Raw genomic sequence first — 25,390 nt, 5'->3', positions numbered from 1 at the left:
AACACGGCAAAGGTCGAGCAAGGCGCGACCGCGGTGGTCTTCGGCCTCGGCGGCATCGGGCTGAATGTCATCCAGGGCCTGAGGCTTGCCGGCGCCGACATGATCATCGGCGTCGATCTCAACAATGACAGGCGAGCCTGGGGCGAAAAATTCGGCATGACGCATTTCGTCAATCCGAAGGAGATCGACGGCGACATCGTGCCTTACCTGGTCAACATGACCAAGCGCGGCGCCGACCAGATCGGCGGCGCCGACTACACGTTCGACTGCACCGGCAACACCAAGGTGATGCGCCAGGCGCTGGAGGCTTCGCATCGCGGCTGGGGCAAGTCGGTGGTCATCGGCGTCGCCGGCGCCGGCCAGGAGATTGCGACCCGGCCGTTCCAGCTGGTCACCGGCCGGACCTGGATGGGCACCGCCTTCGGCGGCGCGCGCGGCCGCACCGACGTGCCCAGGATCGTCGACTGGTACATGGACGGCAAGATCGAGATCGACCCGATGATCACCCACACGCTCAAGCTCGAGGACATCAACAAGGGTTTCGACCTCATGCATGAGGGCAAGTCGATCAGGAGTGTCGCGGTGTATTGATGGCACTTACGGCACCTTACAAACGAACAATTCGGCCCTTTTTGAATGGAGGATACAAGCCGAATAACGGAGCAATGTCGTTCGTTCGGATGGAGAACTATGCGCGGAAACCGAGAGCGTATGTTCGAGGATTCGAGATTCTTCAGCGGGAAATCCGAGATATATTTGAATATATTGAACCCTCGGATAACAATTTAAAAACCCATTCCGAAATTATTGGCAAACTTTTAACGAGCGCCTGCTTCGAAGTCGAAAGCAATCTGAAAGCAATTCTAAAAGAAAATTCATATCCAAAACCTGAAAAATCGATGACTATGGCCGACTACAATAAAGTAGAGGCATCCCATCATTTGTCTAAGTACGAAATTATGCTTCCAGAATGGACCGGCACTAAAAACATTATCAAGCCGTTCGAGGCATGGGCGAGCGGAGGATCGCTGAGATGGTATCAAGACTACAACAAATATAAACACGACCGCGTAACAAATTTCGAACTAGCGAATTTCGAAAATCTGATAAATTCTTGGTGCGGTAATTGCGTTTTATTAAGCAGCCAGTTTTTTGATACAGAATTCTCCGTCGATGCGGAGATCAACGGATTTTCCTCTTATTTCGACGAGAATGACTACAACCATGGGATCGGTGGATATCTAAAAATAAGATATCCGAATGATTGGTTAGATAGCGAAAAATACGAATTTTCTCTTAGCAAAGCGAACTGGGACGACAGTAATTTTTGTCAAACGTACAGTTACTGAGCGCTTCCAAAAAAAATGTTATAGAAGCTAGCAGATGACAACATGGGAGGAATGACAATGCCTGAAAAACTGCATCCGAAAATCGACAATGGGTTGCCCAAGGAGAGCGCGAGCTTTACCGGCGGCACGCTGGTCTGCGCCTGTACCAGCAATCCGGTCAAGGTGAAGGTAAAGGGTCAGATCGCCCATAACCACGCTTGCGGCTGCACCAAGTGCTGGAAGCCCGAAGGGGCGATCTTCTCGGTGGTGGCGGTAGCCGGCACCGGCGACGTCACCGTAACCGAGAACGGCGACAAGCTGAAGGTGGTGGACCCGAGCGCGTTGATCCAGCGCCATGCCTGCACCGGCTGCGGCGTCCACATGCATGGACCCGTCGAGCGCGACCATCCGTTCAAGGGCCTGTCCTTCATCCATCCCGAGCGCTTCGAGGAGGATGGCTGGTCGCCGCCGGGCTTTACCGCCTTTGTCTCGTCGATCATCGAATCCGGCGTCGACCCAAGCCGCATGGACGGCATTCGCGGCCAGCTGAAGTCGATCGGGCTCGAACCTTACGACTGCCTCAACCCCGGCCTGATGGACTATATCGCCACGTGGACGGCGAAGAGGTCGGGAGCGCTTCCGGCCTGACGATCATGAGATTTGAGGCATGGGGCCGGACGGGTTACCGGCCCCATGCTCATTTGGAGAGACAATGCCCGCACCCGCCATCCTCGTCGACGCAGACGCTTGCCCGGTCAAAGCCGAAGTGGAAAGGGTTGCCGAGCGCCACGGCGTCGTCGTCACCTACGTTTCCAATGGTGGCCTGCGCCCTTCCCGCGACCCGATGATCCGCAATGTCGTCGTCTCCAAGGGCGCCGACGCCGCCGACGACTGGATCGTCGAAAACGCAAAACCCAACGACATCGTAGTGACCGCGGACATTCCACTGGCCGCACGCACGGTGGCGCTCGGCGCCCATGTATTGGGGCCGACCGGACGTCCCTTCACGCCGGAAACGATCGGCATGGCGGTGGCGATGCGCGACCTGAAGCAGCATTTGCGCGAGACCGGCGAAAGCAAGGGCTACAATGCGAGCTTCGCACCGCAAGACCGCTCGCGGTTTCTCGGTGAACTCGACCGTATCTTGCGGCGGGCGCTGAAATCCGCCACACCGCAGTAGAAGCCCAGCGCCATTCGGAACCATCATGGCCGCCGAAATCCCGTCAAGGAAACCCATGCACCGGCACATGCTGTTCGCGGTGTCGGCTTGTGTCGGCGTCTTTGCGCTTCTGATGGCGCTGCTGCTTCATGCGCCGCTCGCCTATTCGATCGGCGCCAACGCCTTTTTTGCCGCCTATGTCACGCTGGTTGTCGCCCAGATGCCCAAATTCACCGGCACTTATCTCAGCAAGAATGCGCGGGCCGCCGATCAGCCCGTGCTGGTCATCTTCGCCGTAACGCTGGTCGTCGTTGGCGTTGCCCTTGTCTCATTGTTCCTGCTGATCAACCAGAAGGACAAGGGCCATCCCATCGAACTCACCTTCGCGCTGCTGTCGATACCCCTCGGCTGGTTCACAATCCACGCCATGGCGGCGTTGCACTATGCGCATGTGTACTGGATGGACGGCGACCTGGTCGATGCCGGAACCAAGAAGAAAATCCCGGTCGGCGGGCTGCTGTTCCCCGGCGACAAGCGGCCGGAAGGCTGGGACTTTCTGTACTTCTCGACGGTCATCGGCATGACGGCGCAGACCGCCGACACCAACATCTCGACGACCCACATGCGCCGGGTCGTCCTTGTTCATTCGATCCTGTCGTTCTTCTTCAACACGGTCATCGTCGCCGCCGCCGTCAATCTCGCCGTGAGCCTGGGCGGGCCTTGAGCGCCGATCTGATATTTTCGTGATCGATGAAACATCGGCTTGGCTGGCGACGTATCAGGAGGAGAATGATGCGAATAGCGGCCGCGCCGGATGGGCGGCCAGGAAGCGAGACCAGATGGAATCGATTGCCATGAACCAACCCGCCGCCAGCGCGGACAGTGACGCTCCGAAGGCCACGACATTGATCTACCGGCAATCGGCCTGGACGCGGCTGACGCACTGGCTGTGGGCCATCTCGCTGTTCTTCATGCTGCTTTCCGGCCTCCAGATCTTCAACGCCCGTCCGCAGCTCTATCTCGGCAAGCAGTCCGGCTTCGACTACAACAACACCGTCTTCGCCATCGGCGCGGAGAACATGAATGCCGGGCCGCGCGGCTATACAGAAATCCTCGGTCACCGCTTCGACACCACCGGCGTGCTCGGCTGGTCCGGGCCGGCGGGACAAGAGACGCCCCGCGCCTTCCCATCCTGGGCGACCATCCCCTCCTATTACGATCTGGGCACGGCCCGCGTGGTGCATTTCTTCTTCGCCTGGGTGCTGACGACGACGCTGCTTGTGTGGCTGGTCGCCAGCCTGGTCAACGGCCACATCAGACGCGATCTCGCCCCACGCCTGGACGATCTCAGGCGCCTGCCGCAGGATATCGCCAATCACGCTAGGTTGAAGTTCCACCACACGCGCGAATACAACACGCTGCAGAAAATGGCCTATGGCGGCGTGCTGTTCGTGCTGCTGCCGCTGATGATCCTCACCGGGCTCGCAATGTCGCCCAGCATGAACGCGGTGCTGCCGTTCCTCAACGACCTGCTCGGCGGCCGGCAGACTGCGCGCACCATCCATTTCACCGTCATGGTGCTGCTCGTCGGTTTCTTCATCATCCATATTCTGATGATCGTGGCCGCCGGCCCGATCAACGAACTGCGCTCGATCGTCACCGGATGGTATCGGACCGATCCGCCACATGACGCAAAATCCTCCGAAAGGAGCGCCTGACATGGCAAAATTCGAGATCAACCGCAGGAAATTCCTGACCGCGGCCAGCCTTGGCCTTTCCGGTATCGCGCTTTCAGGCTGCGACGCCTTCGACAGCCAGCTCGGCGTGGGCGGCGGGCTGCGCAGCTTCCTCGAAAATGCCAACGATCTCACACACCGCGCGCAACGCCTGCTCGCGGGCCGCGATTCGCTGGCGCCGGAGTTCACTGAAGCCGATATCCGTCAGCCGATGCGCCCCAACGGGGTGACGTCACCCGACGACGATACCTACAAGACCCTGCTCGCCAACAACTTCGCCGACTGGCGGCTGGAGGTCTCGGGCCTGGTCGAAAAGCCGCTGTCGCTGACCCGCGAGCAGCTCATGAACATGCCGAGCCGAACGCAGGTCACCCGCCATGATTGTGTCGAAGGCTGGAGCTGCATCGCCAAATGGACCGGCACGCCGCTGTCGCTGGTCCTCGACCAGGCGGTGGTGAAACCCGAGGCGCGCTACGTCATGTTCCATTGCCTGGACACGATCGACCGCAGCCTGTCGGGCGACATCAAATATTACGGCAGCATCGACCTCATCGACGCCCGCCACCCCCAGACGATCCTGGCCTACGGCGTCAACGGCAAGCCGCTGCCGGTCGAGAACGGCGCGCCGCTGCGTGTCCGGGTCGAGCGCCAGCTCGGCTACAAGATGCCGAAATATCTCTACAAGATCGAGCTGGTCGACGGCTTCGCCGCCGTAGGAGGCGGACGTGGCGGTTATTGGGAAGACAATGGCTACGACTGGTATGGCGGGATCTGATCGCAATCGGCACGATGCCGCCATTTTATTTTGCACGTCGCATGCAGGTGACAATCCGTCGTTGACGGGCTATGGATGACGAGTCGAGGGCTTTTGCGAGCCCTACCTGTTTGCGGGAGAGAGCAGCGAGAGCTGCCGCCGAAGGGGAAATCGCCCGAAATCTCTCAGGCAAAAGAACCGTAGACGGGAAAGACACTCTGGAAAGTCGGGGCCTGCCCCCGCGCCGAAGGTGTAAGCGCTGCCGACAGAGTTACGGGGCGCGAGTCTCTCAGGCTTCAGACAGAGGGGCACGGACTGGTCGCCATTCGCGGCCGATTGCGTGCGACTCTGGAGAACACATGACGGGCGACACCAAACACCTTCCTCTCGAAGACGTCAACGCAGCTGCCGGTGCGCGCTTTGGCGCCTTTGCCGGCTGGTCGATGCCGCTGACCTACCCGGCCGGCGTCATGAAGGAGCATCTTCACACCCGCGAACATGCGGGCCTGTTCGACATTTCGCACATGAAACTGTTCAGGGTCAGCGGGCCGGGCGCGATTCCCCTGCTCAACCGTGCCTGTCCGCTCGATGCGGGCGCGCTCGAAATTTCACAGTCGAAGCTGACGTTTTTCCTGAACGAGGCCGCGGGCATCCTGGACGATCTGATCGTCACCCGGCTGGGCGATACCGACTTCATGGTCGTCGCCAATGCCGGCAACGCGGTCGCCGACGAGAAGCATTTGCGCGATCTTGCGACCGACTTCGATGCCAAGGTCGAACCGCTCGATCGGGTCTTCCTCGCCATCCAGGGTCCCGAGGCCTGGGCGGCGCTTTCGCGCGCCGGTATCGAGACCGGGTCGCTGCTGTTCATGCATGGCATCGAACCGCGAGAGAACTGGTTCATGAGCCGGTCCGGCTATACCGGCGAGGACGGCTTCGAGATCGGCCTGCCGGAGGCAGACGCGCGCGGTCTCGTCGCGAAACTGCTCGAAGACGAGCGCGTGCTATGGATCGGCCTTGCCGCCCGTGACAGCCTGCGGCTGGAAGCCGGCCTGTGCCTGCACGGCCAGGACATCACCGCGCAAACCGATCCCGCAAGCGCGGCGCTGATGTGGGCCATCCCGAAGGACATCCGCGCCAACGGCACTTTCATCGGTGCCGGTGCGCTGCGCGCCGCCGTCGAGCGCGGCTCCGCCCAGAAGCGCGTCGGCCTGAGGCCGGATTCCCGCCAGCCGGTGCGCGCCGGCGCCACGCTCTTCGATGCCGACGGCAATCCCGCCGGCCACGTCACCTCGGGCGGCTTCGGTCCGTCTGCCGGCCATCCCGTCGCCATGGGTTACGTCCCGACACCGCTGGCAAAACCCGGAACTCGGGTTTTCGCCGACGTGCGCGGAACGAAGATACCTGTCGACGTCTCTTCCCTGCCCTTCGTCCCGCACCGCTATCGCAAAGGATAATTTTCAGATGGCAAAGACCTATTTCACCGCCGATCACGAGTGGCTCAGTGTCGAAGGCGGCATCGCCACCGTCGGCATCACCGACTACGCGCAGGAGCAGCTGGGCGACCTCGTTTTCGTCGAACTGCCCGAAACAGGCAAGAAGCTCGCCAAGGGCGACACCGCCGTCGTGGTCGAATCCGTCAAGGCGGCCTCCGACGTCTACGCGCCGGCCGACGGCGAGATCACCGAGGCCAACGCAACGCTGTCGTCCGATCCGTCGCTGGTCAATTCGGCGGCGACCGGCGCCGGATGGCTGTGGAAAATGAAGCTTGCCGACGAAAGCCAGCTCGCCAGCCTCATGGATGAGGCCGCCTACAAAGCCCATATCGGCTGAAATCAGGACGCATTGACATGACCGCAGCACCCTACCCCTTCTCGGCCCGCCATATCGGACCCGGCATTGCCGATGTGAGAGCCATGCTGGCCGTCATCGGCGTGCCCTCGGTCGAGACGCTGATCAGCCAGGCCGTGCCGAGATCGATCCGCCTCGACCAGCCGCTGTCCCTGCCCGCGCCGGCCAGCGAAGCCGAAGCGCTGGCCGAATTGTCGGCGACCATGGCCCGGAATACGGTGCTGAAGAGCTTCATCGGCGCCGGATATCACGGCGTCCACGTGCCGCCGGTCATCCAGCGCAATCTGTTCGAGAACCCGGCCTGGTACACGGCCTATACGCCCTACCAGGCGGAGATCAGCCAGGGCCGCCTGGAAATGCTGTTCAATTTCCAGACCTTGGTCGCGGAATTGACCGGCCTGCCTGTGGCGTCGGCTTCGTTGCTCGACGAGGCGACAGCGGTCGCCGAAGCGATCGGCATCGCATTGCGCCATCACCGCGACAAGCGCAGCAAGGTGGCTCTCGCCGGCACGCCGCATCCGCAGACGCTGGATGTGGCGCGCACCCGCGCCGAGCCGCTCGGCATCGAGATCGACGGCGAGACGATCGACGACAACACCGCTGCCCTGCTCGTCTCCTGGCCGGACACTTTCGGCGTCTATGGTGATCACAAGGCGGCCATCGACAAGGCGCGCGCGGCCGGCGCGCTGGTCGTCTTCATCGCCGACCCGCTCGGCCTGGCGCTGACCGACGCGCCTGCGAAACTCGGCGCCGACATTGCCGTCGGTCCGATGCAGCGCTTTGGCGTGCCGATGGGCTTTGGCGGCCCGCACGCCGCCTACTGCGCCGTTGCCGACAAATTGACCCGATTGATGCCCGGCCGCCTGGTCGGCCAGTCGACCGACAGCAAGGGCCGTCCCGGCTACAGGCTTGCCCTACAGACGCGCGAGCAGCACATCCGCCGCGACAAGGCGACGTCCAACATCTGCACCGCCCAGGCGCTGCTTGCCAATATGGCGACAGCCTACGCCATCTGGCACGGCCCCGCCGGCCTGCAGGCGATCGCCGGGCGCATCCACGCGCTGGCCAACCGCCTGGCGGCCGGTCTCAAGGCGGCCGGCTTGCCGGTCATCGGCACGAGCCGCTTCGACACGGTGACGGTGGAGACGAAGGGCAAGGCCGCACAGATCGCCGCCGCCGCCGAAAAGGGCGGCCGGCTTCTGCGCGTCATCGATGCCGACCGTGTCGGCGTCGCCTTCGACGAGACCTCTGACGAAGCCGACCTGGAGGCCATTGCCGCCCTGTTTGGGGCCAAGCCGAGCGCGGAGGCCACCGCCACCATGGCAGGCAAGCCGCGCGGCAAGGAGTTTCTCACCCAGCCCGTCTTCCACGAGAACAAGTCGGAAACCGAGATGATGCGCTTCCTGCGCCGGCTGGCCGACAAGGACCTGGCGCTCGACCGCGCCATGATCCCGCTGGGATCCTGCACGATGAAGCTCAATGCCGCGGCCGAGATGATGCCGGTGAGTTGGCCTGAAATCGCCAACATGCATCCATTCGCACCGGCCGCGCACTCGGCAGGCTACCGCGCCATGATCGATGACCTCGAAGGCTGGCTTTCGGAGATTACCGGCTTCGATGCGGTAAGCCTCCAGCCGAATGCCGGCAGCCAGGGTGAATATGCTGGATTGCTGGCCATCCGCGCCTATCACCGCTCGCGCGGCGAGGGCCATCGCACGGTCTGCCTGATCCCGTCCTCAGCGCACGGCACCAATCCGGCGAGCGCGGCGATGGCCGGCATGAGCGTGGTCGTCGTTCGCTGCCTGGAGGACGGCAATATCGACATGGACGACATGAGGGCCAAGGCCAACGAGCACTCCAGGAACCTCGCGGCGCTGATGTTCACCTATCCCTCGACCCATGGCGTCTATGAAGAGGGCGCGCGACATCTCTGCGCCCTCATCCATCAGCATGGCGGGCAGGTCTATTTCGACGGCGCCAACCTGAACGCCCTGGTCGGCCTTGCCCGCCCGGGCGACATCGGCGCCGACGTCTGCCACATGAACCTGCACAAGACCTTCTGCATCCCCCATGGCGGCGGCGGCCCGGGTGTCGGCCCGATCGGCGTCAGGGCGCATCTGAAGCCCTATCTGCCGGGCCATGTCACCGAAGGCTCCGCGCATGCCGTGGCCGCCGCCCCTTTCGGCAGCGCCTCCATCCTGCCCATCACCTGGATGTACATCCGCATGATGGGCGCTTCGGGCCTGAAGCAGGCGACCGAGACGGCGATCGTCTCGGCCAACTACGTCGCGACACGGCTCGCCCCACACTTCCCGCTCCTTTACAAGGGCAGGAGCGACCGCGTTGCCCATGAGTGCATCCTCGACACCCGCGTGCTCAAGGAGAGCGCCGGCATCAGTGTCGAGGACATCGCCAAACGCCTGATCGACTATGGTTTCCATGCGCCGACCATGTCGTTCCCGGTCGCCGGCACGCTGATGGTGGAGCCGACCGAATCCGAGCCCAAGCGCGAGCTCGACCGTTTCTGCGAGGCGATGATCGCCATCGCGGGCGAAGCGGCCAAGGTTGCGAGGGGCGAGTGGCCCCTGGCTGACAATCCGCTGGTCAATGCGCCGCACACCGCCGCGGAGGCGCTGGCCGGCCAGTGGAGCCATCCCTATTCGCGCCTGGAAGCGGCCTACCCCGCCGGAGACATGGCGGCGAAATACTGGCCACCGGTATCGCGCATCGACAATGTCGCCGGCGACCGCAACCTGGTCTGTTCCTGCCCACCGCTGTCGGACTATTTGGGGGCCGCCGAATAGTCTCGCAAACTATGCTGAGCGCAAGGCCGGCTTGATCGGCTCGGCCTTGCCCATCCTTTTGTGGCTGACGACGCAATTGCGGCCCGCGCGCTTGGCCGCATAGAGCGCTGCGTCCGCCTCGGCCAGCACCTCGCCGAGGCTGTTGCCGTTGGCGCCGCCAAAGCCGATGCCTCCGCTGACGGTGCTGCGCAATGGGCCGTGAGGGGTGGCGACGATCTCGGTGCCGAAGGCGACGCCGATCTTGCTTGCGAGCTCGTAAGCCCTCTCTTCGGTCACCCGGGACATGACGATCGCGAATTCCTCGCCGCCGAGACGAAAGGCGTCGACGCCCGTTCTGGCGTATTTTCTGATGACGGCGGCGAACCGGCACAGAACCTGATCCCCAACCGGGTGACCATAGATGTCGTTCGTTCTCTTGAAATGATCGAGGTCGAACATGACGACCGCCATGAAAGGACCGAAGGTCCGTTCGCCATGGAGCGACATCAATCCCCGGCGGTTCATCAGCCCGGTCAACGGATCGGTCATCGTCTCGGCCTTCAGCTCGATCTGCGCCTGCAAATGATGCAGGGAAAGCGTCAATGCGCCGAGGCCGGTCATGCAGGCCACGGCCACGACCGAGTTCAGGCGTTCGGCCCAATTATCGGGGGCTGCCCCGAGCGTCCATTGCCCCTTGGCTATCAGGACGACCGCGCAAAGCGCAAACGACACCGCACAGGTGCCGCCCAGGAACGAAACCACCAGCAGGATTTTGCGATCGTGACTGCCGTTGAGCCAGAACATGGTTCCGATCGCCGAGAGCAGCACAGTCACCGTCGCATAGGTAACGATGAAGCCTACCCCGTCGAGACCGAGGGAAGTCACCGCCGCGCAGACCGTCATGGCGGCTAATGTCGGCAAAATGGCACGCCGGTAATCCGGCACGCCGAGATACTGCATGGCCGACAGGCAGATGACCAGGAAACCGAGGCTGAGCAGCGCCAGCGCGATCTGGCAAAGCAGCGGATCAGGCTCCTTCGTGTATCGCCAGAACAGGATGACATGCACAACGAGCACGAGAATGCCGCACCCCACCGTCAGCACGAAGCTGGCCCGGGGCGCGGCGAACCAGATCGCGAACATGGTGATGCTGAGGCAGATGCCCGACAGCGCGGCTGCGAGCAGGAGCGAACTGAAATCCAGCATATTGGGCGGGGGTTCCCTGAGCGTCGGCCTTACCGCTGCATTCTAGGTCAGCGGCAGCCATCGGACATGTTTTTAAGCCGACCTTTCGGCCGAGACTGCGGATAGGGTTTATAAAGCGTCGACGCCGGGTGTTCCAAAATCGTCCTCGCGAGGATCATGGCCGCCGGACAGCCGTCAGCCCTTGTTCAGGAGGGCAAGATTGGCATCGACGACCGTGGGGTCGGCCATGCCGGCCTTGGCTTCGAGCAGCAGCGCCCTTGCCTTTTTCCTGTTACCGCGCAGCAATTGCGAATAGCCCATATTGTTGACGATCTGCGGCTTGCGCCCGGCGACCTTGAGCAACTGGTCGTAGGCACGATCGGCGAAGTCGAAGCGGCCGAGTTCGTCATAGGAAGCGGCGAGCCCCATCCAGGCTTCCGCATTGTCGGCTTTTAACTCGACGGCCTTACGGAAATGCTGTTCGGCAAGACCGTAATTCGCGTCGCGAAACTGGGCCTTGCCTTCCGCCAGATCGGATGTGCTGACGTCCTTCGCGGCCGGTTGAATGGCGGTGGTTTTGGTGGTGTCGACGCCACTCGTCGTGCAACCAGACATCATCAAGATGGCCGCCATCGCGGCCATTGCCGTGAAATTACTGTGATGCATGTCCCTGCCCCATCGCCCGATTTTGCCGGGTCGTTCTTCAGGAAACACACTATACGAGAGCAATTAAACTTGGGTGCCGAAACGCCGCCAAAATTAGGCCTCGGGTACACCAGCTGTTAACCACCAGGCCGCAACGCCTCAATCACGGCCAGCGGCGTTCTCACGGTTCCAGAGCCTTGAGCTCCGCCGGCACCGTATACCGGCTGCCGTCATAGCGCAGCCGGTAGGTTTGGCTCACGGACTTGCCGGGATGGGACTGGCACTCGCCATTGCTGTCGGGCAACGGATTGTCGGTATCCATCCGTTCGAGCACCGTGATGTCGTGGTAGCCATGATGTTTGGCCGGGCTCATCGCCAGGCTCACCTGACTGGTGTGGAAGGATCCGGCGCAATTGGTATCGCCCTCGCCGCCATTGCCCGCCACGGCCAGGCCATCGAGCACCATCCGCAGGGCATCGCCGTCGACGGCATAGAGCCTCAGGTCGGTTTCACTGAAGGGGTTAGGCAGCGAATTGTTTGCCATTTCGATGCGCAGGCCGAAGGCGGAGACATCGGGCGCCAGCGCATACCGGCCGGTATCGAGTTCGACCTTGCGGATGGCGATGGCATCATCATTCATCAGCCCGGGCTGCAGCAGACGCTGGCGCACCTGCCGGCTCTTCCGGTCGATGACCAGAAGCTCGATATCGCCGGCATGCGCGTAGTCGCTGGGCTGGGAACTGTCCATCAGCGGCACGGCGACCAACAGCAGGTCGTCATGGGCCGGCCAGATCTTGCAGACCAGCCCCGGCGGGTCGCCATATGCAGACGTCAGGGCGATGCTGGTGTGGGGTTCGAGCGTGAACGAGGCGCCGTCAGCGTTCTTGCGGGCCCTGGGGTAGGCCTGCTGCACCAGGGCAGCGGCATCGCCGCAATCGTCGGCCGCAGCCCAGGCGGGCGACAGACTGGCCGCGGCAAGACCGAGGACGAGGACGCGCGACAGCATTCGCATGGGGTTCTCATTCATTTCGCGGACTTTGCAGATCGACTCAGGCCGGCTTCACTGAATATCAGCAAATACTAATGGCCGGTCATTTTGACTATGATCGGAATGACCGCGATCATCAGCACCACCGGCAGGATGCAAACCACGACCGGCACCGACATCTTGGCCGGCAAGGCATGCGCCTTTTCCTCGGCCAGCGACATGCGCTTGTGGCGCATCTCGTCGGAAAAGACGCGCAGCGCCCCCGACAGGCTGGTGCCAAGCTCCTTGGACTGTTGCAGCAGCGTAGCGAAGGAACGCACCTCGTCCAGGCTCAGGCGGTCGGCGAGCGCCTTCAGCGCATCGTCGAGGCTGCGCCCGGCCCGCAGCTCCAGCGACACGAGCTGCAAGTTCTGGCTGAGCGACGGATAGGTCCTGGCGAGTTCCTTCGAAACGCGCTCGACGCCCGCTTCCATGCTCATGCCGGCATCCGAACAGACGATCATCAGGTCCATGAAATCGGGGAAGCCGTTGCGGTATTCGCGCATCTTTTCCCGTATCTTCTGGGTCAGCACCAGCCCAGGCAGGAAATAGCCGGCCACGCCCGACAGCACGACGAAGGCCCAGCGGCTGGCCATCGTGGCGTCGGGGCTGGCCATCCAGCGGTTGAGCACGAAGACGGCGAGCGCGATGCCCACCATCGCCGTGAAACGGATGAGGAAGAACATGCCGACGGCGCGCGGCTCCATGTAGCCCGCCTGGATGAGTTTCAAGCGCAGGCGGGCGACATTTTCGGGATCGCTTTTGGCGTAGAATTCCTGCGCCTTCTTCACCGCCTTCTCGCGAACGACACCGGTATTCTTCTTCTGGGCCGGTTCCGGCCTGGCGGCCACTGGACCGTCGTCGACCTTGAGCCTGCGCCTGACTTCGTTGCGATCGCCCTTGGCCACCACCATCGGCCAGGCAAAAGCGGCAGCGCCCACGGCCAGCAGCAGGACAGCCACCGGCATCAGCGAGGTTGGCGCGAGCGAGGCGAGGAATTCGACGACCTTCTGCATGTCAGAATTTGAAGTTCGACATTTTGAACATGATCAGATTGCCCAGCATCAGCCAGGTTACCGAGCCGCCAACCATGTACCACGTCTTCGGCACGCCCCAGACGTCGCTGTAATATCCAGGCATGAATGCCATGATGGTCGTGAACAGCAGCGCCGGCACGGCCGTCAGGATATAGGCCGACAGGCGGCCTTCGGTTGAAATGGCGCGTACCTTGCGGCGCAGCTTGCCGCGCTCGCGGATCGTCGTCGACAGCCCGTCGAGGATTTCGCGCAGATTGCCGCCAGAACTCGTCTGGATTGACACGGCGGTGACGAACAGCGGCAGATCCTCATGGCCGACCCTGTCGAACAGCGAATTCAGCGCCGAAACCAGATCCGAACCAAAGGTCACCTCATCGGCAATCACGCCGAACTCGGTGCCGATCGGGTCGGGCATTTCGCGCGACACCATGGCGATGGCCACCGGCACCGGATGGCCGGCCTTGAGGCCGCGCGTGATCAGTTCCAGGGCTTCCGGCAACTGCATGCCGAACCGTTTCAGCCTGCGCTTGCGCATGGAGCGCATCGCCATCACGGGCAGCACCGGCACCAGCACGACAAACAGAATGGCGCCCATCAGCAGCGGCAAGCCATACCAGATGGCGACAAGGGCCGCCGCCAGCGCCATCCCCGAAGTGATCATCAGGAACTTCGACAGCGGCATGATCATGCCCGACTGGGCGCGGAGCGCGCGAAAACGGTCAGGCGAGAACACCGACGTGCCCGCATCGAGACCACGCTCCTTGCGCAATTGGATCAGCACCTGTTCCTGACTGATCCTGTTTTCCTGCAGCTTCATGCGCCGGTTGATGGCGGTGCGCCTGTCGCTGCGGCCGGCATAGAGCAGGTAAACGGCCTCGGCGATCATGATGCCGGTCAACGCAGCCCCGGCATAGACGACATAGATCGCGCTGAACCCATCCAACACCGGGTTACTCCTGCGGCCGGCCGGGTTCGAAATAGCGCCCGGGAAACTCGATGCCCATGGCGCGCAGGTCCTCCAGGAAGCGCGGCCGGATCCCGGTCGCCTCGAAATGGCCGAGGATTGTGCCATCGGCGTCCATGCCGGTACGCACGAAGCGGAAGATCTCCTGCATCTGGATGACGTCGCCTTCCATGCCCGTCACCTCGGCGACGCTCGTCACCTTGCGCTTGCCGTCGGAGAGCCGGGTCAACTGGACGATGATGTCGATGGCGCTGGCGATCTGGCTGCGGATCGACTGCACCGTCATCGGCATGCCGGTCATGCCCAGCATCTGCTCGAGCCGCGAAATGGCGTCGCGCGGCGTGTTGGCGTGAATGGTTGCCATCGACCCTTCATGGCCGGTGTTCATGGCCTGAAGCATATCGAAGGCCTCTTCGCCGCGGCACTCGCCGAGGATGACGCGATCGGGCCGCATGCGCAGCGCGTTCTTGACGAGATCGCGCTGCTTGAGCTCGCCATGGCCTTCGATGTTGGCCGGCCGGGTTTCCATGCGCGCGACATGCGGCTGCTGCAACTGAAGTTCCGCCGCGTCCTCGATGGTGATCAGCCGCTCGTCTTCGGGAATGAAGGCCGACAGCGCGTTGAGCATGGTCGTCTTGCCGGTGCCGGTGCCGCCCGAAATGATCGTCGTCTTGCGGGCATGTACTGCCGCAGCAAGCACTTCGGCCATGTTCTGGGTGATGGCGCCGAATTCGACCAGCCGGTGCAGGCCGAGCTTGTTCTTGGAGAATTTGCGGATCGATACCAGCGGCCCGTCGACCGCTACCGGACGGATGGCGGCGTTGAAACGCGAGCCGTCCAGCATGCGGGCGTCGACCATCGGCTGCGATTCGTCGACGCGGCGGCCGACAGCGGCAACGATTTTGTTTATGATTCTAAGCAGATGCGCCTCATCCTTGAACGGGATGTGGACCTGCTGCAGCTTGCCCTTCTTTTCGACGAAGCAGTTCTGATGGCCGTTGATCAGTATGTCGTTGATGTCGGGGTCCTTGAGCAGCGGCTCGAGCGGGCCGAGCCCGACCATCTCGTCGACGATGTCGTCGACCAGGGCATCGAGTTCGACGGTGTTGATCGCCATCCGCTCTTCGCGCGTCTTTTCCGACACGAAATCATGCACCTGCCGGCGCATCTCGTCCCTGGGCAGCCGCTCCAGCGCGACAAGATTGATCTCCTCGAGCAGCAACCGGTGGATGCGCACGCGCGCATCGAGCACCTTGTTGGCGCTCTTGCCCGGCACGGCTTCTGCTTTCGCCGGCACTATCTTCCGGCTCGTCGGGATGACGACCGCGTGATGCGCGACCGCCGTCGGCTCGGCGGAGCGCGGCGGACGCGCATCACGGTTCTGCAAGGTGGAAAAGCGGCTGCTCATCCGGCCTTCCTCTTCAAAAGGCTCTTGCCGAAGCCGAACAGCGACTTCGATTTGCCCGGCGCCGCCGCCACTTCCTCCGGAAGGATGATCTTCTTCAGGTCGTTGACGACGTTGGCATTGGCATCGATCTCGTGCAGCGGCACGCCGCGATCGACGGCCTCGCGCACCAGCCGGTAATTGTTGGCGATGCCGCCGACGAAGTGCTCGCCGAGGATTTCCTGGACATCCGCCTGCTTGATGCCGCTGTCGAACATCTTCTGCTCGAAACGGTTGACGATGACGTTCGGCTTCACTTCCTTGCCGGCGGTCTCGTAGACCGCCTGGATCAGCCGTTGCGTGTGGCGCAGGCACGGCACCGTCATTTCGGCGACGATGTAGAGCTTGTTGGAGCCGAGCAGCACCGTCTCCGTCCACGGAAACCAGGTGCGCGGCATGTCGATGACGACATTGTCGAAATAGGCCGAGACGAGGTCCAGCATCCGCACCACGACATCGGTCTTGAACGAGCGCATCTCGGCCGGCTGCGTCGGTGCGGCCAGCACGCACAGCCCGCTGGCATGCTTCGACAGCATCACGTCGAGCAGTTGCCTGTCGAGACGCTCCGGCTGGTTCTCGATTTCGGTGATGTCGAAACGCGGCTCCAGGTCGAGATATTCGGCGCAGGCGCCCTGCTGGAAATTGAGGTCGACCACGCAGGTCGAGGCGCCCCGCGTCACCGAATGATGCAGTTGGAACGCGGTCTGCAAAGCCAGCGTGGTGGTGCCGACGCCGCCTGCCGCGGGCATGAAGGTGTAGATTTGCGACTCGGTGTTTTCCTCGCGCCCCGGCCCTTGCAGCGCACGCACCACCGAACGTACGAGATCGGCCGTGGTGATCGGCTTGACCAGGAAATCCGCGACCTTGAGCTGCACGAGGATGCGCGCGGCGGCGGCGTTGAACTCCTGGGTGACGACCACGACCGGCGCCTTGCCTTCCAGCCGACGCATAACGCGTTGCAGCGCATCGATCTCCTCAAGCTTCGCCGCATCCATATCGACGATGATCGCGCCGAGATCGGCCTCCTGGACCTCCCCGCGCAGTTCGGTGATGTTCTTTTCCACCGTCGAGAGCTGGATGATCTCCGAGGCGGCAAACGCCGTCCGCGTGTCCTGCGCGAAGGTCCTGTCCGTCGATACGAGCAGGATTTTCCTGGTCTTAATGCCGTTTGCCATTTCTTGTCAGCCTGTGATCTCGGATCAATTGTCGGCGCTGGCTTGCGAGGCCTTGGCGCTGGCCGCCTGCTCGGCGGTGACGGCTTCCGTGCTGCCGCGCTCGGCGGGCACGAGGAGCCTGGTGTTCTGGACGCCGTATTTCCAGGGATCGACCATCTGCATCACGGTATTGGCGGCCTGGGCCTCACCGGCGCCACTCGTCACGCCTTCGCTGCGCATATAGTCGTCACTCGTGCAGCCGGCGGTGAAGCCGGCAAGCAGCAAGGCGACGCTCGAGCTCAAGACCAGACGCATGGCTTCAGTCCTTCGGCAGGTCGAGAAAATGCCCGACCTTGGTGGCGGGAGCGGCACGCACGGCGCCGCCATCAGCCAGCGCCAGCGCGCGATTGGTGTCCGACGCCTTCACCTCCTCGGTATTGTTGAGGAAATAGTCGACATTGCTGGCAGGCTGCGTGCCATCGGTCGGCTCGGCCATTTTCTTCGATGGATCCACCGGCTTGACCAGGTAAGGCGTGACGATGATCACCAGGTCCGTCTCGCGCCGCTGGTATGATTTCGACGAGAACAGGGCCCCGAGCACAGGCATCTTGCCGAGGCCCGGTATGCGCGAGGTGGTGATGTCGTTCTGCGACTGCAGCAGCCCCGCGATCATGAAGCTCTGGCCATTCTTCAGATCGACCGACGTCCTGGCGCGGCGCACGATGAAGCCGGGCACCGAGATGCTGCCGATATTGTAGGAAGCCGATGCGTCGATCGAGGAGACTTCCGGCGCGATGTCGAGGCTGACCAGCCCGTCCTTCAGAACCGTGGGCGTGAAATCCAGGCTGACGCCGTACTTCTTATAGCTGACGGAAATCTTGCCGTTGTCTTCGGAAACCGGGATCGGAAACTCGCCGCCGGCCAGGAAGCTCGCCGTCTCGCCGGACCGGGCGATCAGGTTCGGCTCGGCCAGCCGACGAGCCAGGCCGCGCTCTTCCAGTGCCTTGATGGCGATGTCGATGGAAACGCCGTTCGACAGCAGCTTGCCGATGATCTCGCCGGTCCCCGCCGGCTCAATGGTGCCGGGAGCAATCGTAACGTCGCGTCCGCCCATGCCATAAGCGAAATTGGCGCTGTATTTGGCGCCGAGGTCCTGCCCGGCCTGACGGTTGATCTCGACGAAGCGGACATTGAGCTGGACCTGCTGCGAGGACGAGATGTTGACCGAATTGATCACCTCCTCATTGCCGGAGAAGCGGGTGGCGATCTTGTTTGCCTTTTCGGCGGCGACCGCGTCATCCGCCTCGCCCGACAGCACGACACGGCCATTGGCGGAGCCGACCTTGATTTTGGCGTCCGGCACGCTGGCGCGGATGGTGTCGGCCAACTGGTCGGTATCGAGCGTCACTTCGATGTCTACGGTGCCGACGAGTTGCTTGTTCTCGTCGAACAGGGCGATGCCGGTGGTGCCGAGATTGTTGCCCAGCACATAGAAGGATTTGTCGGTCAACGGGTTGACGTTGGCGATCTCCGGATCGCCGATGACGATCTGGTAGAAGGCAGCACTGGTCATGATCGTCTTGGGCTTGCCCTTGGCGACCTTGATCGAGGCGTTCTTGGTCGCCGAGACATAGACGATGTCATTGTCCGCCCTGGCCGGGCCGGCGAAGATGCCGGCCCCCGCCACCGTCATCGCCAACGCCACGGCCCGCGCGACGTGCAACCGGCCTGCCATTCGATATTGAAGTTGCCTGAACATTGTTCCCGTCCCGTCCGGTCCCCACCGGTCCTGCTCTGGTCCCACTCAGGAACCTGATATTCTTATTTCTGGTCCCGCGCAGGAACCTGATATTCCTCGGCCGTCGTTCCACGTGTCACGATGACCGTCTTGAATTTCGGCTGCTCCGGCTCCTTTGCCATGGCGTCGAACAGCGAGCCGGCCGCGGCTTGCGCCTTGCCCGCCACCGATCCGCCAAAGGAGGAGATGGTGGTGACACCGTTCTTGCCGTCGCCGCCTTCGCTGGCGGAGCGAAGCGACAGCGACAGCGTGCCGACAGTGCGGGCCAGCGCCACTTTCTGCGCGCCTTCGGTGGTCACCTCGATGGTTATGGAATTGGCCACCTGCGGGGTCGTTTGGCGCTCGTCGGCGCCCTGCCCGACGCTCAGCACCTTCGCGTCGGCAACGACGATCTCTGAGGTAATCGTCGAACCGGCGGCGCCTTGCGCATTCTTGGCCACTTCCTGGATTTCGCCGGCATCGCGCGTCAGCACGACATCGACCCGGTCGCCCGGCGTGACGAAGCCGCCGACGCCCGCGATCTCGTCGGTGCGGATGGTGACGGCCCGCATGCCGGGCGTCAGCATGTTGGAAAGCGTGGCGCGGCCATTCGGGCCGGACAGCTTGGTAAGCAGCACCGGTTCGTTGACTTCGATCGGCGACAGCACCACGCGGCTGCCGTCCTCGAGCAGTCCATCGATGGTGGCGAAGGCGCCCTGGGGCAGCGAATCCTGCGGCCACGGGATTTCGTTGAGTTTCGCGCGGTCGAGATCCATGCCGTACCGCAATGGCGCATTCGCCACCACGATGGTCTTGAATTCGACCGTGGGCGCTGCGGGCGCCGCGATCGATGCGGTTTTCTCCTCAGCATCGGCCCTGGCCTGGCGCTTGACCCAGAAATCCGCGGCAAAGATCGAGATCGCGCCGAAAACGGCGGCGATGCCGATCATCGTTATGGCCTTGCCCCTCACGCCCAAACCCCTGATGCCCGCAGTTTCTTGTTATGTTGGCTCACGCTAAGCGGCATTGTTAAAGAATCAGGAATCTTCTCGCTGGCTATCCGCCCGATTTCCGCCGGCTTGGTTATCGAATGGTTTTAGGATAAGAGGGAGTTAATCCCCGAACGTAACAGGAACCTCCGTCGCTTGGCGCTGAAAAGCGTGGCAGTATCGGCGAGTGATTCGCAGCTTGGGCTCTATGGCAGGCATGGACGACAACAACGATCTTTTCGGCAATCTGGAGAAGCAGCCGCAACCGGTTCGCACACCGGCGCGTCCGGCCGATCCGCTGGTGCAGGCGGCAACCAAGCGTCCGGCGGCCGCGTCTCGTGACGGCTCAGAGGGTTACAGCGCCGCCGATATCGAGGTGCTCGAAGGCCTGGAGCCGGTGCGGCGCCGTCCGGGCATGTATATTGGCGGCACCGACGACAAGGCCATGCACCATCTGTTCGCCGAGGTCATCGACAACTCGATGGACGAGGCGGTAGCCGGCCATGCCACCTTCATCGATGTCGAGCTTTCGGCCGACGGCTTTCTCACCGTCACCGACAATGGCCGCGGCATTCCCGTCGATCCGCATCCGAAGTTCAAGAAGCCGGCGCTCGAAGTGATCATGACGACGCTGCATTCGGGCGGCAAGTTCGATAGCAAGGTCTATGAAACCTCGGGCGGCCTGCACGGCGTTGGCGTCTCCGTGGTCAACGCGCTGTCGGACCATCTTGAAGTCGAAGTCGCGCGGGGTCGCCAGCTCTACCGCCAGCGCTTCTCGCGCGGCATTCCGGTCAGCGGCCTCGAGCATCTTGGCGAAGTTCACAACCGGCGCGGCACCAGGACCCGCTTCCACCCCGACGAGCAGATCTTCGGCAAGGGCGCGGCGTTCGAGCCGGCGCGGCTCTACCGCATGACGCGCTCGAAGGCCTATCTCTTCGGCGGCGTCGAAATCCGCTGGACCTGCGATCCCTCGCTGATCAAGGAAAAGGACACCACACCGGCCAAGGCCGAATTCCATTTTCCCGGCGGCCTCAAGGATTATCTGAAAGCGTCGCTCGGCGACGAATTCCAGGTGACGCGCGAAATCTTCGCCGGCAAGAGCGACAGGCAAGGAGGCCATGGCTCGCTGGAATGGGCAGTAACCTGGTTCGGTGGCGACGGCTTCATCAACTCCTACTGCAACACCATCCCGACCGGCGAAGGCGGCACCCACGAGGCCGGCTTCCGCAACGTCTTGACGCGCGGCCTGCGCGCCTATGCCGACCTCGTCGGCAACAAGCGTGCCTCGATCGTCACTTCGGAAGACGTCATGATCTCGGCGGCGGGCATGCTGTCGGTGTTCATCCGCGAGCCCGAGTTCGTCGGCCAGACCAAGGACAGGCTGGCGACGATCGAGGCGATCCGCATCGTCGAGACGGCGATCCGCGACCCGTTCGACCATTGGCTGGCCGACAATCCGCAGGAAGCCTCGAAGCTGCTCGATTGGGTGATCGCGCGCGCCGACGAGCGGGTACGACGCCGCCAGGAAAAGGAAGTGTCGCGCAAGAGCGCGGTGCGCAAGCTGCGTCTGCCGGGCAAGCTTGCCGATTGCACCCAGAATGCGGCCGCCGGCGCCGAACTCTTCATCGTCGAAGGCGATTCGGCCGGCGGCTCGGCCAAGCAGGCTCGTGACCGCGCCAGCCAGGCGGTGCTGCCGCTGCGCGGCAAGATTCTCAACGTCGCCAGCGCCGGCAATGACAAGCTGGCCGCCAACCAGCAGATTTCCGACCTGATCCAGGCGCTTGGTTGCGGCACGCGGTCGAAATACCGCGACGAGGATTTGCGCTACGACCGCGTCATCATCATGACCGACGCCGACGTCGACGGCGCTCACATCGCCTCACTGCTGATCACCTTCTTCTACCAGGAGATGCCGAACCTGGTTCGCGGCGGACATCTCTATCTGGCGGTGCCGCCGCTCTATTCGATCCGGCAGGGCGGCAAGGTCGCCTATGCGCGTGACGACGCGCACAAGGACGAATTGCTGCGCACCGAGTTCACCGGGCGCGGCAAGGTGGAGATCGGTCGCTTCAAGGGCCTGGGCGAAATGATGGCCGCGCAGCTCAAGGAGACCACCATGGACCCGAGGAAGCGCACGCTGCTCCGCGTCGATGTGATCGATGCCGAGGCCGCCACCAAGGACGCGGTCGATGCGCTGATGGGCACCAAGCCGGAGGCTCGTTTCCGATTCATCCAGGAACGTGCCGAATTCGCGGAAACGGAAGTGCTGGATATCTGAGCGCAGGCCGGTCGATCAAGGCTTGCGGAGACGCGCGTGTGAGCTGGCAACGGCTGAAAGGCTATTTCGAAGCGGGTCTTGCCGGGCTGACTCAGCCGACCCGGTCGGACTGGATCTTCGCCTTGCGTACGGTCTCGGCCGGCCTGATCGCGCTTATGGCCGCCTACGCCCTCAAGCTCGATCACCCGCAATGGGCGATGATGACGGTGTTCATCGTTGCCCAGCCGGTCGCCGGCATGGTGCTGGCGAAAGGCTTTTATCGGTTGCTCGGCACGCTGGCGGGCGGCGTCGCGGCAATTGCCATCACCACTGTCTTCGGCACGAATCCCTGGGTGCTGGTGACGGTGCTTGCCCTCTGGATCGGCATTTGCACCTTCGTCTCGTCGCTGCTGCGCAACCCGGAAGCCTACGGAGCGGCGCTGGCCGGCTACACCGCCATGATCATCGGCCTGCCGGCGTTTGGACAGCCGCATCTCGTCGTCGATCTGGCGGTGGCGCGCTGTGCCGAGATCGTGCTCGGCATTGTCTGCGCCGGCCTGACCAGTCGGCTGATCCTGCCCAAATTGGCTAGCGAGGCCATCATCTCGCGGCTGAAGCGCTGCATTCTCGACCTTGCCACCTATGCCGGCGGCGCCTTTTCCGGCGGGGACACGGCAATGCTTTCCGGCCTGCATCGGAAGTTGGTCGCCGACACCCAGACGCTCGCCGAGATGCGCGCCTATGCCAGGCTGGAGGCCCCGAGCTTCGCGCCGCGCGCCCATCCGGTCCGGCGCACCATTGGACAACTGCTTTCAGCCCTGTCCGCGGCCCGCGCGCTGCACTCACACGCCGCACCGAAGAACGCGGCGCTCATTCCGGTGCGCTCGGAGCTGCAAGCCCTCGTCACTGAAATGGCGGCGACGCCGGGCGCACTCGACGACACGGCGCCCTGGCTGGCACGGCTCGACGCGATCGGCGCCAAAGCGAAGCATATGCCCGACGCCTTGACCGACCAGGAAGGCGACAGGGTCGGCACCGTCACCCGGCTCACGATCGCCGCCGATTTCGCCGAAGCGCTGAAGCAGGCGCTGCGCGGTCTCGATGCCTTGCGTGCGCCCGTCACGCAGCCTTCACGCGAACGCAGGCCCCCGGCGCTGGTGGTGCATCGCGACTATCACGGCGCGAGCCGCAACGCGGTCCGCGCGGCACTTGCAACGCTGCTGGTCGCCGCTTTCTGGCTGACGACGAGATGGTCGGAAGCCGCCGGCACGGTCATTCTGGTTGCCGTCGTGTCGAGCTTGTTTGCCGCCCGCCCCGATCCGGTGCGGGTAGCCTGGGGCTTCTTCGAGGGAACGCTGTTGGCCCTGCCCTTTGCCTTTCTCGTTGGCCAGATCGCGCTTCCCGTTTTTCCTGGTTTCGGCTGGTTCATGTTGTTCGTCGTACCGATCCTGGTGCCGGCGGCGCTCGCCATGGCAAATCCGCGCTATGTCGGCGTGGCGACGGCCTTCGCCATCAATTTTCTTGCTTTCCTCAGTCCGCACCAGGCGATGTCCTACGACCCCGGCCCGTTCTTCGCCGGCTCGGCCTCGATCCTGGTCGGCATCCTTTTGGCAATCGGCGTCTTCATCGTCGTGCTGCCCGCCGACCCATGGCTCGCGGCGCACCGCATCGTGCGGGCCATGCGCGAGGACCTGGCGCGGCTTTGCCTGCACGAGCGCGTGCCGCGGCGTTCAGCCTTCGAGAGCCTCGCCTATGACCGCATCAACCAGTTGATGCCGCTGGTGCAGACCAGCGGCAGGAAGGGTGAAGCGGTTCTGGGCGGCAGTGTCGCCGCCGTCACCGTCGGTCTGGAGATCCTGCGGCTGCGCGCTGCCCAGCAAGGTTCCGCGATCCCGTCCGAAACCGCGCTTTCCATTACCAATTTCCTCAAGGGGTTGGCGCGCGAACTGCTTTTTCGCCAGCCCGGCGATCCGCAGACATCGACCGTCGCCGTCGCCCGGCAATATGCGGCGGGCATCGCTCAGCGCAACGGCGCCGGCGACATGCTGCAGATCGCAGCGTCACTGCGCATTATCGCCGCGGCAATGGAGGATTTTCCCGAGTTCTTCGCCAGGCAGCGAAGCTAGGCCCGTTCGCCGATCCTATGCGGCGGCGATCGCCAGCGCATGGCCGCGCGCATTTTCACGCAACGCATCGAGATGGATCGACTTGACCAGCGCGGCGAGATCGCCTTCCGCGGACTGTCCGCCCAATTCCTTCAGCATCAGCCAGCTGACTTCCTGCACGCCGGCGACGCGCTTGCCGTTGGCGACCTCCCGCCAGATTTTCAGCGCGCGCAAGATGACCGCGTGCGTGGCGGCAGCCAGGCCGGCACTGCGGAACAGCGCCTGCAAGGCCACGTCGTGTCCGCCGGCCAGCAGCGCCCTCACTCTTTGGGCGGACTGCTGGCTGAGCGCGACCAGCGCCGAGCCGAAAAAATCGACCTTGCCATGCGCGATGGTGCGGATGAGGAAGCTCGCGGTGAGATCGCCGCGCAGCCTGAGATGCTCGATCAGTGCTGCATGTTCTTCCTGGCGCGTGCCCTCGATCAGCGTCACGCAGGCCTTAACGCAGGCGTCGCGCATGACGCGGTCGGCCCGGGCGGCTCCCATCAAGGCCATGACCAGCGGCGAGGTCTTGAGCATCTCACCGAGCTTGACGAGCAGCATGTGCCGGCAGTCGGCAGGCAGGCGTGAATCCGATATAAGCGCCTCGCGCACCAGCGGCAGATGGCCGTGGCGCTCGGCCATGCGGCGGAAACTCAACGAAGCGATATCGGCGCCGCTGTTGGCCAAAAGCACGGCGCAGGCCTCCGCCTCGCCGACCTCTGCGATAGCCGCCGACAGCGCCATCGAGACCAATGGCCGATCGGCGATCAGTTTTTGCGTCGCCTTCGGACCTGAAGCCACGCGATTGATCAGGTCTGCGTCGGTAAGCAGTGGCGATCGCGTCAGCACGACGCCGGCGACTTCCGGCTGGTCGCAGGCAAGCGCGCTGATGATCTGTGGCGGTGCGTGATGACTCATGGACAACGCCTCGGCCATCGCCAGCCGCACCTTCGACGATGCATCGTCGAGCAGCAAGGTCAGCGCCGCTTCGGCGGCGCAGCGGTCTTCGAAAGGCAATTCGGCATCGACATAGGCGCGGGCCAGCGCGCTTGCCGCCGCGGCGCGCTCCGACACCCTGGCCGTGTAAATCCATTTCAGGAAATGCGAAACAACAACCATACCGCCTGCTTACGCCCCTTGCCGGAAGGCTTCC

At 63.2% G+C, this 25,390-nt stretch carries 23 protein-coding genes and 1 riboswitch; of the genes, 12 read left to right on the top strand and 11 right to left on the bottom strand.

Features of this window, described 5'->3' with window-relative positions:
• From LB551_RS29185 to gcvP, 10 genes are all read left to right on the top strand, one after another.
• On the top strand, positions 1–591 hold a 591-nt coding region (locus LB551_RS29185; protein WP_224661341.1), incomplete at its 5' end, for a zinc-binding dehydrogenase.
• Positions 591–1,349 carry a hypothetical protein gene (locus tag LB551_RS29180; RefSeq protein WP_224661340.1) on the top strand — a complete coding sequence of 253 codons (759 nt, stop codon included), beginning with the start codon at positions 591–593 and terminating at the stop codon, positions 1,347–1,349. The genes LB551_RS29185 and LB551_RS29180, both read left to right, overlap by 1 nt.
• A gap of 57 nt (positions 1,350–1,406) precedes the next feature.
• Positions 1,407–1,976 carry an S-(hydroxymethyl)glutathione synthase gene (gene gfa, locus LB551_RS29175; protein WP_224661339.1) on the top strand — a complete coding sequence of 190 codons (570 nt, stop codon included), beginning with the start codon at positions 1,407–1,409 and terminating at the stop codon, positions 1,974–1,976.
• Positions 1,977–2,040: 64 nt separating this feature from the next.
• A complete protein-coding gene (locus LB551_RS29170; RefSeq protein WP_140551534.1) occupies positions 2,041–2,508 on the top strand; it encodes a YaiI/YqxD family protein in 468 nt (155 codons plus the stop codon).
• 25 nt (positions 2,509–2,533) lie between these two features.
• A complete protein-coding gene (locus LB551_RS29165) occupies positions 2,534–3,211 on the top strand; it encodes a DUF1345 domain-containing protein (RefSeq protein ID WP_140551533.1) in 678 nt (225 codons plus the stop codon).
• Positions 3,212–3,326: 115 nt separating this feature from the next.
• On the top strand, positions 3,327–4,205 hold the full coding sequence (locus LB551_RS29160; protein ID WP_224661338.1) for a cytochrome b/b6 domain-containing protein: 879 nt from the start codon (positions 3,327–3,329) through the stop codon (positions 4,203–4,205).
• A 1-nt stretch (position 4,206) separates the two neighbouring features.
• Complete coding sequence (locus tag LB551_RS29155) at positions 4,207–4,998, top strand: molybdopterin-binding protein (protein ID WP_224661337.1); 792 nt, start codon at positions 4,207–4,209, stop codon at positions 4,996–4,998.
• Between the two features lie 103 nt (positions 4,999–5,101).
• Positions 5,102–5,188, top strand: a riboswitch (glycine riboswitch).
• A gap of 148 nt (positions 5,189–5,336) precedes the next feature.
• Entirely contained in the window at positions 5,337–6,434 is a 1,098-nt protein-coding gene (gene gcvT, locus LB551_RS29150; RefSeq protein WP_224661336.1) for a glycine cleavage system aminomethyltransferase GcvT, read from the top strand.
• Positions 6,435–6,441: 7 nt separating this feature from the next.
• Positions 6,442–6,810 carry a glycine cleavage system protein GcvH gene (gcvH, locus tag LB551_RS29145; RefSeq protein ID WP_224661335.1) on the top strand — a complete coding sequence of 123 codons (369 nt, stop codon included), beginning with the start codon at positions 6,442–6,444 and terminating at the stop codon, positions 6,808–6,810.
• Between the two features lie 17 nt (positions 6,811–6,827).
• Entirely contained in the window at positions 6,828–9,632 is a 2,805-nt protein-coding gene (gcvP, locus tag LB551_RS29140; protein WP_224661334.1) for an aminomethyl-transferring glycine dehydrogenase, read from the top strand.
• Between the two features lie 9 nt (positions 9,633–9,641).
• Here gcvP and LB551_RS29135 read toward each other — a convergent pair whose 3' ends face one another.
• The 10 genes from LB551_RS29135 to cpaB all read right to left on the bottom strand — a co-directional run bounded on the left by LB551_RS29135 (position 9,642) and on the right by cpaB (position 19,815).
• On the bottom strand, positions 9,642–10,817 hold the full coding sequence (locus LB551_RS29135) for a GGDEF domain-containing protein (RefSeq protein ID WP_140551528.1): 1,176 nt from the start codon (positions 10,815–10,817) through the stop codon (positions 9,642–9,644).
• A 174-nt stretch (positions 10,818–10,991) separates the two neighbouring features.
• Positions 10,992–11,462, bottom strand: a complete 471-nt coding sequence (locus LB551_RS29130) for a tetratricopeptide repeat protein (protein WP_224625536.1) — start codon at positions 11,460–11,462, stop codon at positions 10,992–10,994.
• 160 nt (positions 11,463–11,622) lie between these two features.
• Positions 11,623–12,453, bottom strand: coding sequence for a hypothetical protein (locus LB551_RS29125; RefSeq protein ID WP_224661333.1), 831 nt, complete (start codon positions 12,451–12,453; stop codon positions 11,623–11,625).
• Between the two features lie 68 nt (positions 12,454–12,521).
• On the bottom strand, positions 12,522–13,484 hold the full coding sequence (locus tag LB551_RS29120; RefSeq protein WP_140551526.1) for a type II secretion system F family protein: 963 nt from the start codon (positions 13,482–13,484) through the stop codon (positions 12,522–12,524).
• A 1-nt stretch (position 13,485) separates the two neighbouring features.
• On the bottom strand, positions 13,486–14,451 hold the full coding sequence (locus tag LB551_RS29115; RefSeq protein ID WP_224661332.1) for a type II secretion system F family protein: 966 nt from the start codon (positions 14,449–14,451) through the stop codon (positions 13,486–13,488).
• 4 nt (positions 14,452–14,455) lie between these two features.
• Positions 14,456–15,877 (bottom strand): CpaF family protein, encoded by a 1,422-nt coding sequence (locus tag LB551_RS29110; protein ID WP_140551524.1) that lies wholly within the window; start codon positions 15,875–15,877, stop codon positions 14,456–14,458.
• Positions 15,874–17,088, bottom strand: coding sequence for a CpaE family protein (locus tag LB551_RS29105; RefSeq protein WP_224625531.1), 1,215 nt, complete (start codon positions 17,086–17,088; stop codon positions 15,874–15,876). Before LB551_RS29105 ends, LB551_RS29110 begins: the two co-directional genes overlap by 4 nt.
• Positions 17,089–17,112: 24 nt before the next feature.
• Positions 17,113–17,382 (bottom strand): hypothetical protein, encoded by a 270-nt coding sequence (locus tag LB551_RS29100; RefSeq protein ID WP_224661331.1) that lies wholly within the window; start codon positions 17,380–17,382, stop codon positions 17,113–17,115.
• A gap of 4 nt (positions 17,383–17,386) precedes the next feature.
• Positions 17,387–18,826, bottom strand: a complete 1,440-nt coding sequence (locus LB551_RS29095) for a type II and III secretion system protein family protein (RefSeq protein WP_411970972.1) — start codon at positions 18,824–18,826, stop codon at positions 17,387–17,389.
• A gap of 62 nt (positions 18,827–18,888) precedes the next feature.
• Positions 18,889–19,815 (bottom strand): Flp pilus assembly protein CpaB, encoded by a 927-nt coding sequence (gene cpaB, locus LB551_RS29090; protein WP_318012775.1) that lies wholly within the window; start codon positions 19,813–19,815, stop codon positions 18,889–18,891.
• 235 nt (positions 19,816–20,050) lie between these two features.
• Between cpaB and parE the strand changes: the two genes are divergently transcribed.
• Both parE and LB551_RS29080 read left to right on the top strand, forming a co-directional pair.
• The gene (gene parE / locus LB551_RS29085; protein ID WP_224625530.1) at positions 20,051–22,111 is read left to right on the top strand and encodes a DNA topoisomerase IV subunit B; all 2,061 of its coding nucleotides are present in this window, start codon (positions 20,051–20,053) and stop codon (positions 22,109–22,111) included.
• Between the two features lie 38 nt (positions 22,112–22,149).
• Entirely contained in the window at positions 22,150–24,216 is a 2,067-nt protein-coding gene (locus LB551_RS29080; protein ID WP_224661329.1) for an FUSC family protein, read from the top strand.
• Between the two features lie 15 nt (positions 24,217–24,231).
• Here LB551_RS29080 and LB551_RS29075 read toward each other — a convergent pair whose 3' ends face one another.
• Positions 24,232–25,356, bottom strand: a complete 1,125-nt coding sequence (locus tag LB551_RS29075; RefSeq protein WP_224661328.1) for a DUF2336 domain-containing protein — start codon at positions 25,354–25,356, stop codon at positions 24,232–24,234.
• Positions 25,357–25,390 lie beyond the last annotated feature (34 nt).

This window comes from Mesorhizobium sp. BR1-1-2 (genome assembly GCF_020165435.1).
Lineage (GTDB): Bacteria > Pseudomonadota > Alphaproteobacteria > Rhizobiales > Rhizobiaceae > Mesorhizobium.
Note: the sequence above shows the minus strand (reverse complement) of the source record. Positions and strands in the feature narration are given on the sequence as shown.

Coding starts and splice junctions, on each gene's coding strand:
- LB551_RS29180 (WP_224661340.1), top strand. CDS start 591: ATGGCACTTACGGCACCTTACAAACGAACAATTCGGCCCTTTTTGAAT.
- gfa (WP_224661339.1), top strand. CDS start 1,407: ATGCCTGAAAAACTGCATCCGAAAATCGACAATGGGTTGCCCAAGGAG.
- LB551_RS29170 (WP_140551534.1), top strand. CDS start 2,041: ATGCCCGCACCCGCCATCCTCGTCGACGCAGACGCTTGCCCGGTCAAA.
- LB551_RS29165 (WP_140551533.1), top strand. CDS start 2,534: ATGGCCGCCGAAATCCCGTCAAGGAAACCCATGCACCGGCACATGCTG.
- LB551_RS29160 (WP_224661338.1), top strand. CDS start 3,327: ATGGAATCGATTGCCATGAACCAACCCGCCGCCAGCGCGGACAGTGAC.
- LB551_RS29155 (WP_224661337.1), top strand. CDS start 4,207: ATGGCAAAATTCGAGATCAACCGCAGGAAATTCCTGACCGCGGCCAGC.
- gcvT (WP_224661336.1), top strand. CDS start 5,337: ATGACGGGCGACACCAAACACCTTCCTCTCGAAGACGTCAACGCAGCT.
- gcvH (WP_224661335.1), top strand. CDS start 6,442: ATGGCAAAGACCTATTTCACCGCCGATCACGAGTGGCTCAGTGTCGAA.
- gcvP (WP_224661334.1), top strand. CDS start 6,828: ATGACCGCAGCACCCTACCCCTTCTCGGCCCGCCATATCGGACCCGGC.
- LB551_RS29135 (WP_140551528.1), bottom strand. CDS start 10,817: ATGCTGGATTTCAGTTCGCTCCTGCTCGCAGCCGCGCTGTCGGGCATC.
- LB551_RS29130 (WP_224625536.1), bottom strand. CDS start 11,462: ATGCATCACAGTAATTTCACGGCAATGGCCGCGATGGCGGCCATCTTG.
- LB551_RS29125 (WP_224661333.1), bottom strand. CDS start 12,453: ATGCGAATGCTGTCGCGCGTCCTCGTCCTCGGTCTTGCCGCGGCCAGT.
- LB551_RS29120 (WP_140551526.1), bottom strand. CDS start 13,484: ATGCAGAAGGTCGTCGAATTCCTCGCCTCGCTCGCGCCAACCTCGCTG.
- LB551_RS29110 (WP_140551524.1), bottom strand. CDS start 15,877: ATGAGCAGCCGCTTTTCCACCTTGCAGAACCGTGATGCGCGTCCGCCG.
- LB551_RS29105 (WP_224625531.1), bottom strand. CDS start 17,088: ATGGCAAACGGCATTAAGACCAGGAAAATCCTGCTCGTATCGACGGAC.
- LB551_RS29100 (WP_224661331.1), bottom strand. CDS start 17,382: ATGCGTCTGGTCTTGAGCTCGAGCGTCGCCTTGCTGCTTGCCGGCTTC.
- LB551_RS29095 (WP_411970972.1), bottom strand. CDS start 18,826: ATGTTCAGGCAACTTCAATATCGAATGGCAGGCCGGTTGCACGTCGCG.
- parE (WP_224625530.1), top strand. CDS start 20,051: ATGGACGACAACAACGATCTTTTCGGCAATCTGGAGAAGCAGCCGCAA.
- LB551_RS29075 (WP_224661328.1), bottom strand. CDS start 25,356: ATGGTTGTTGTTTCGCATTTCCTGAAATGGATTTACACGGCCAGGGTG.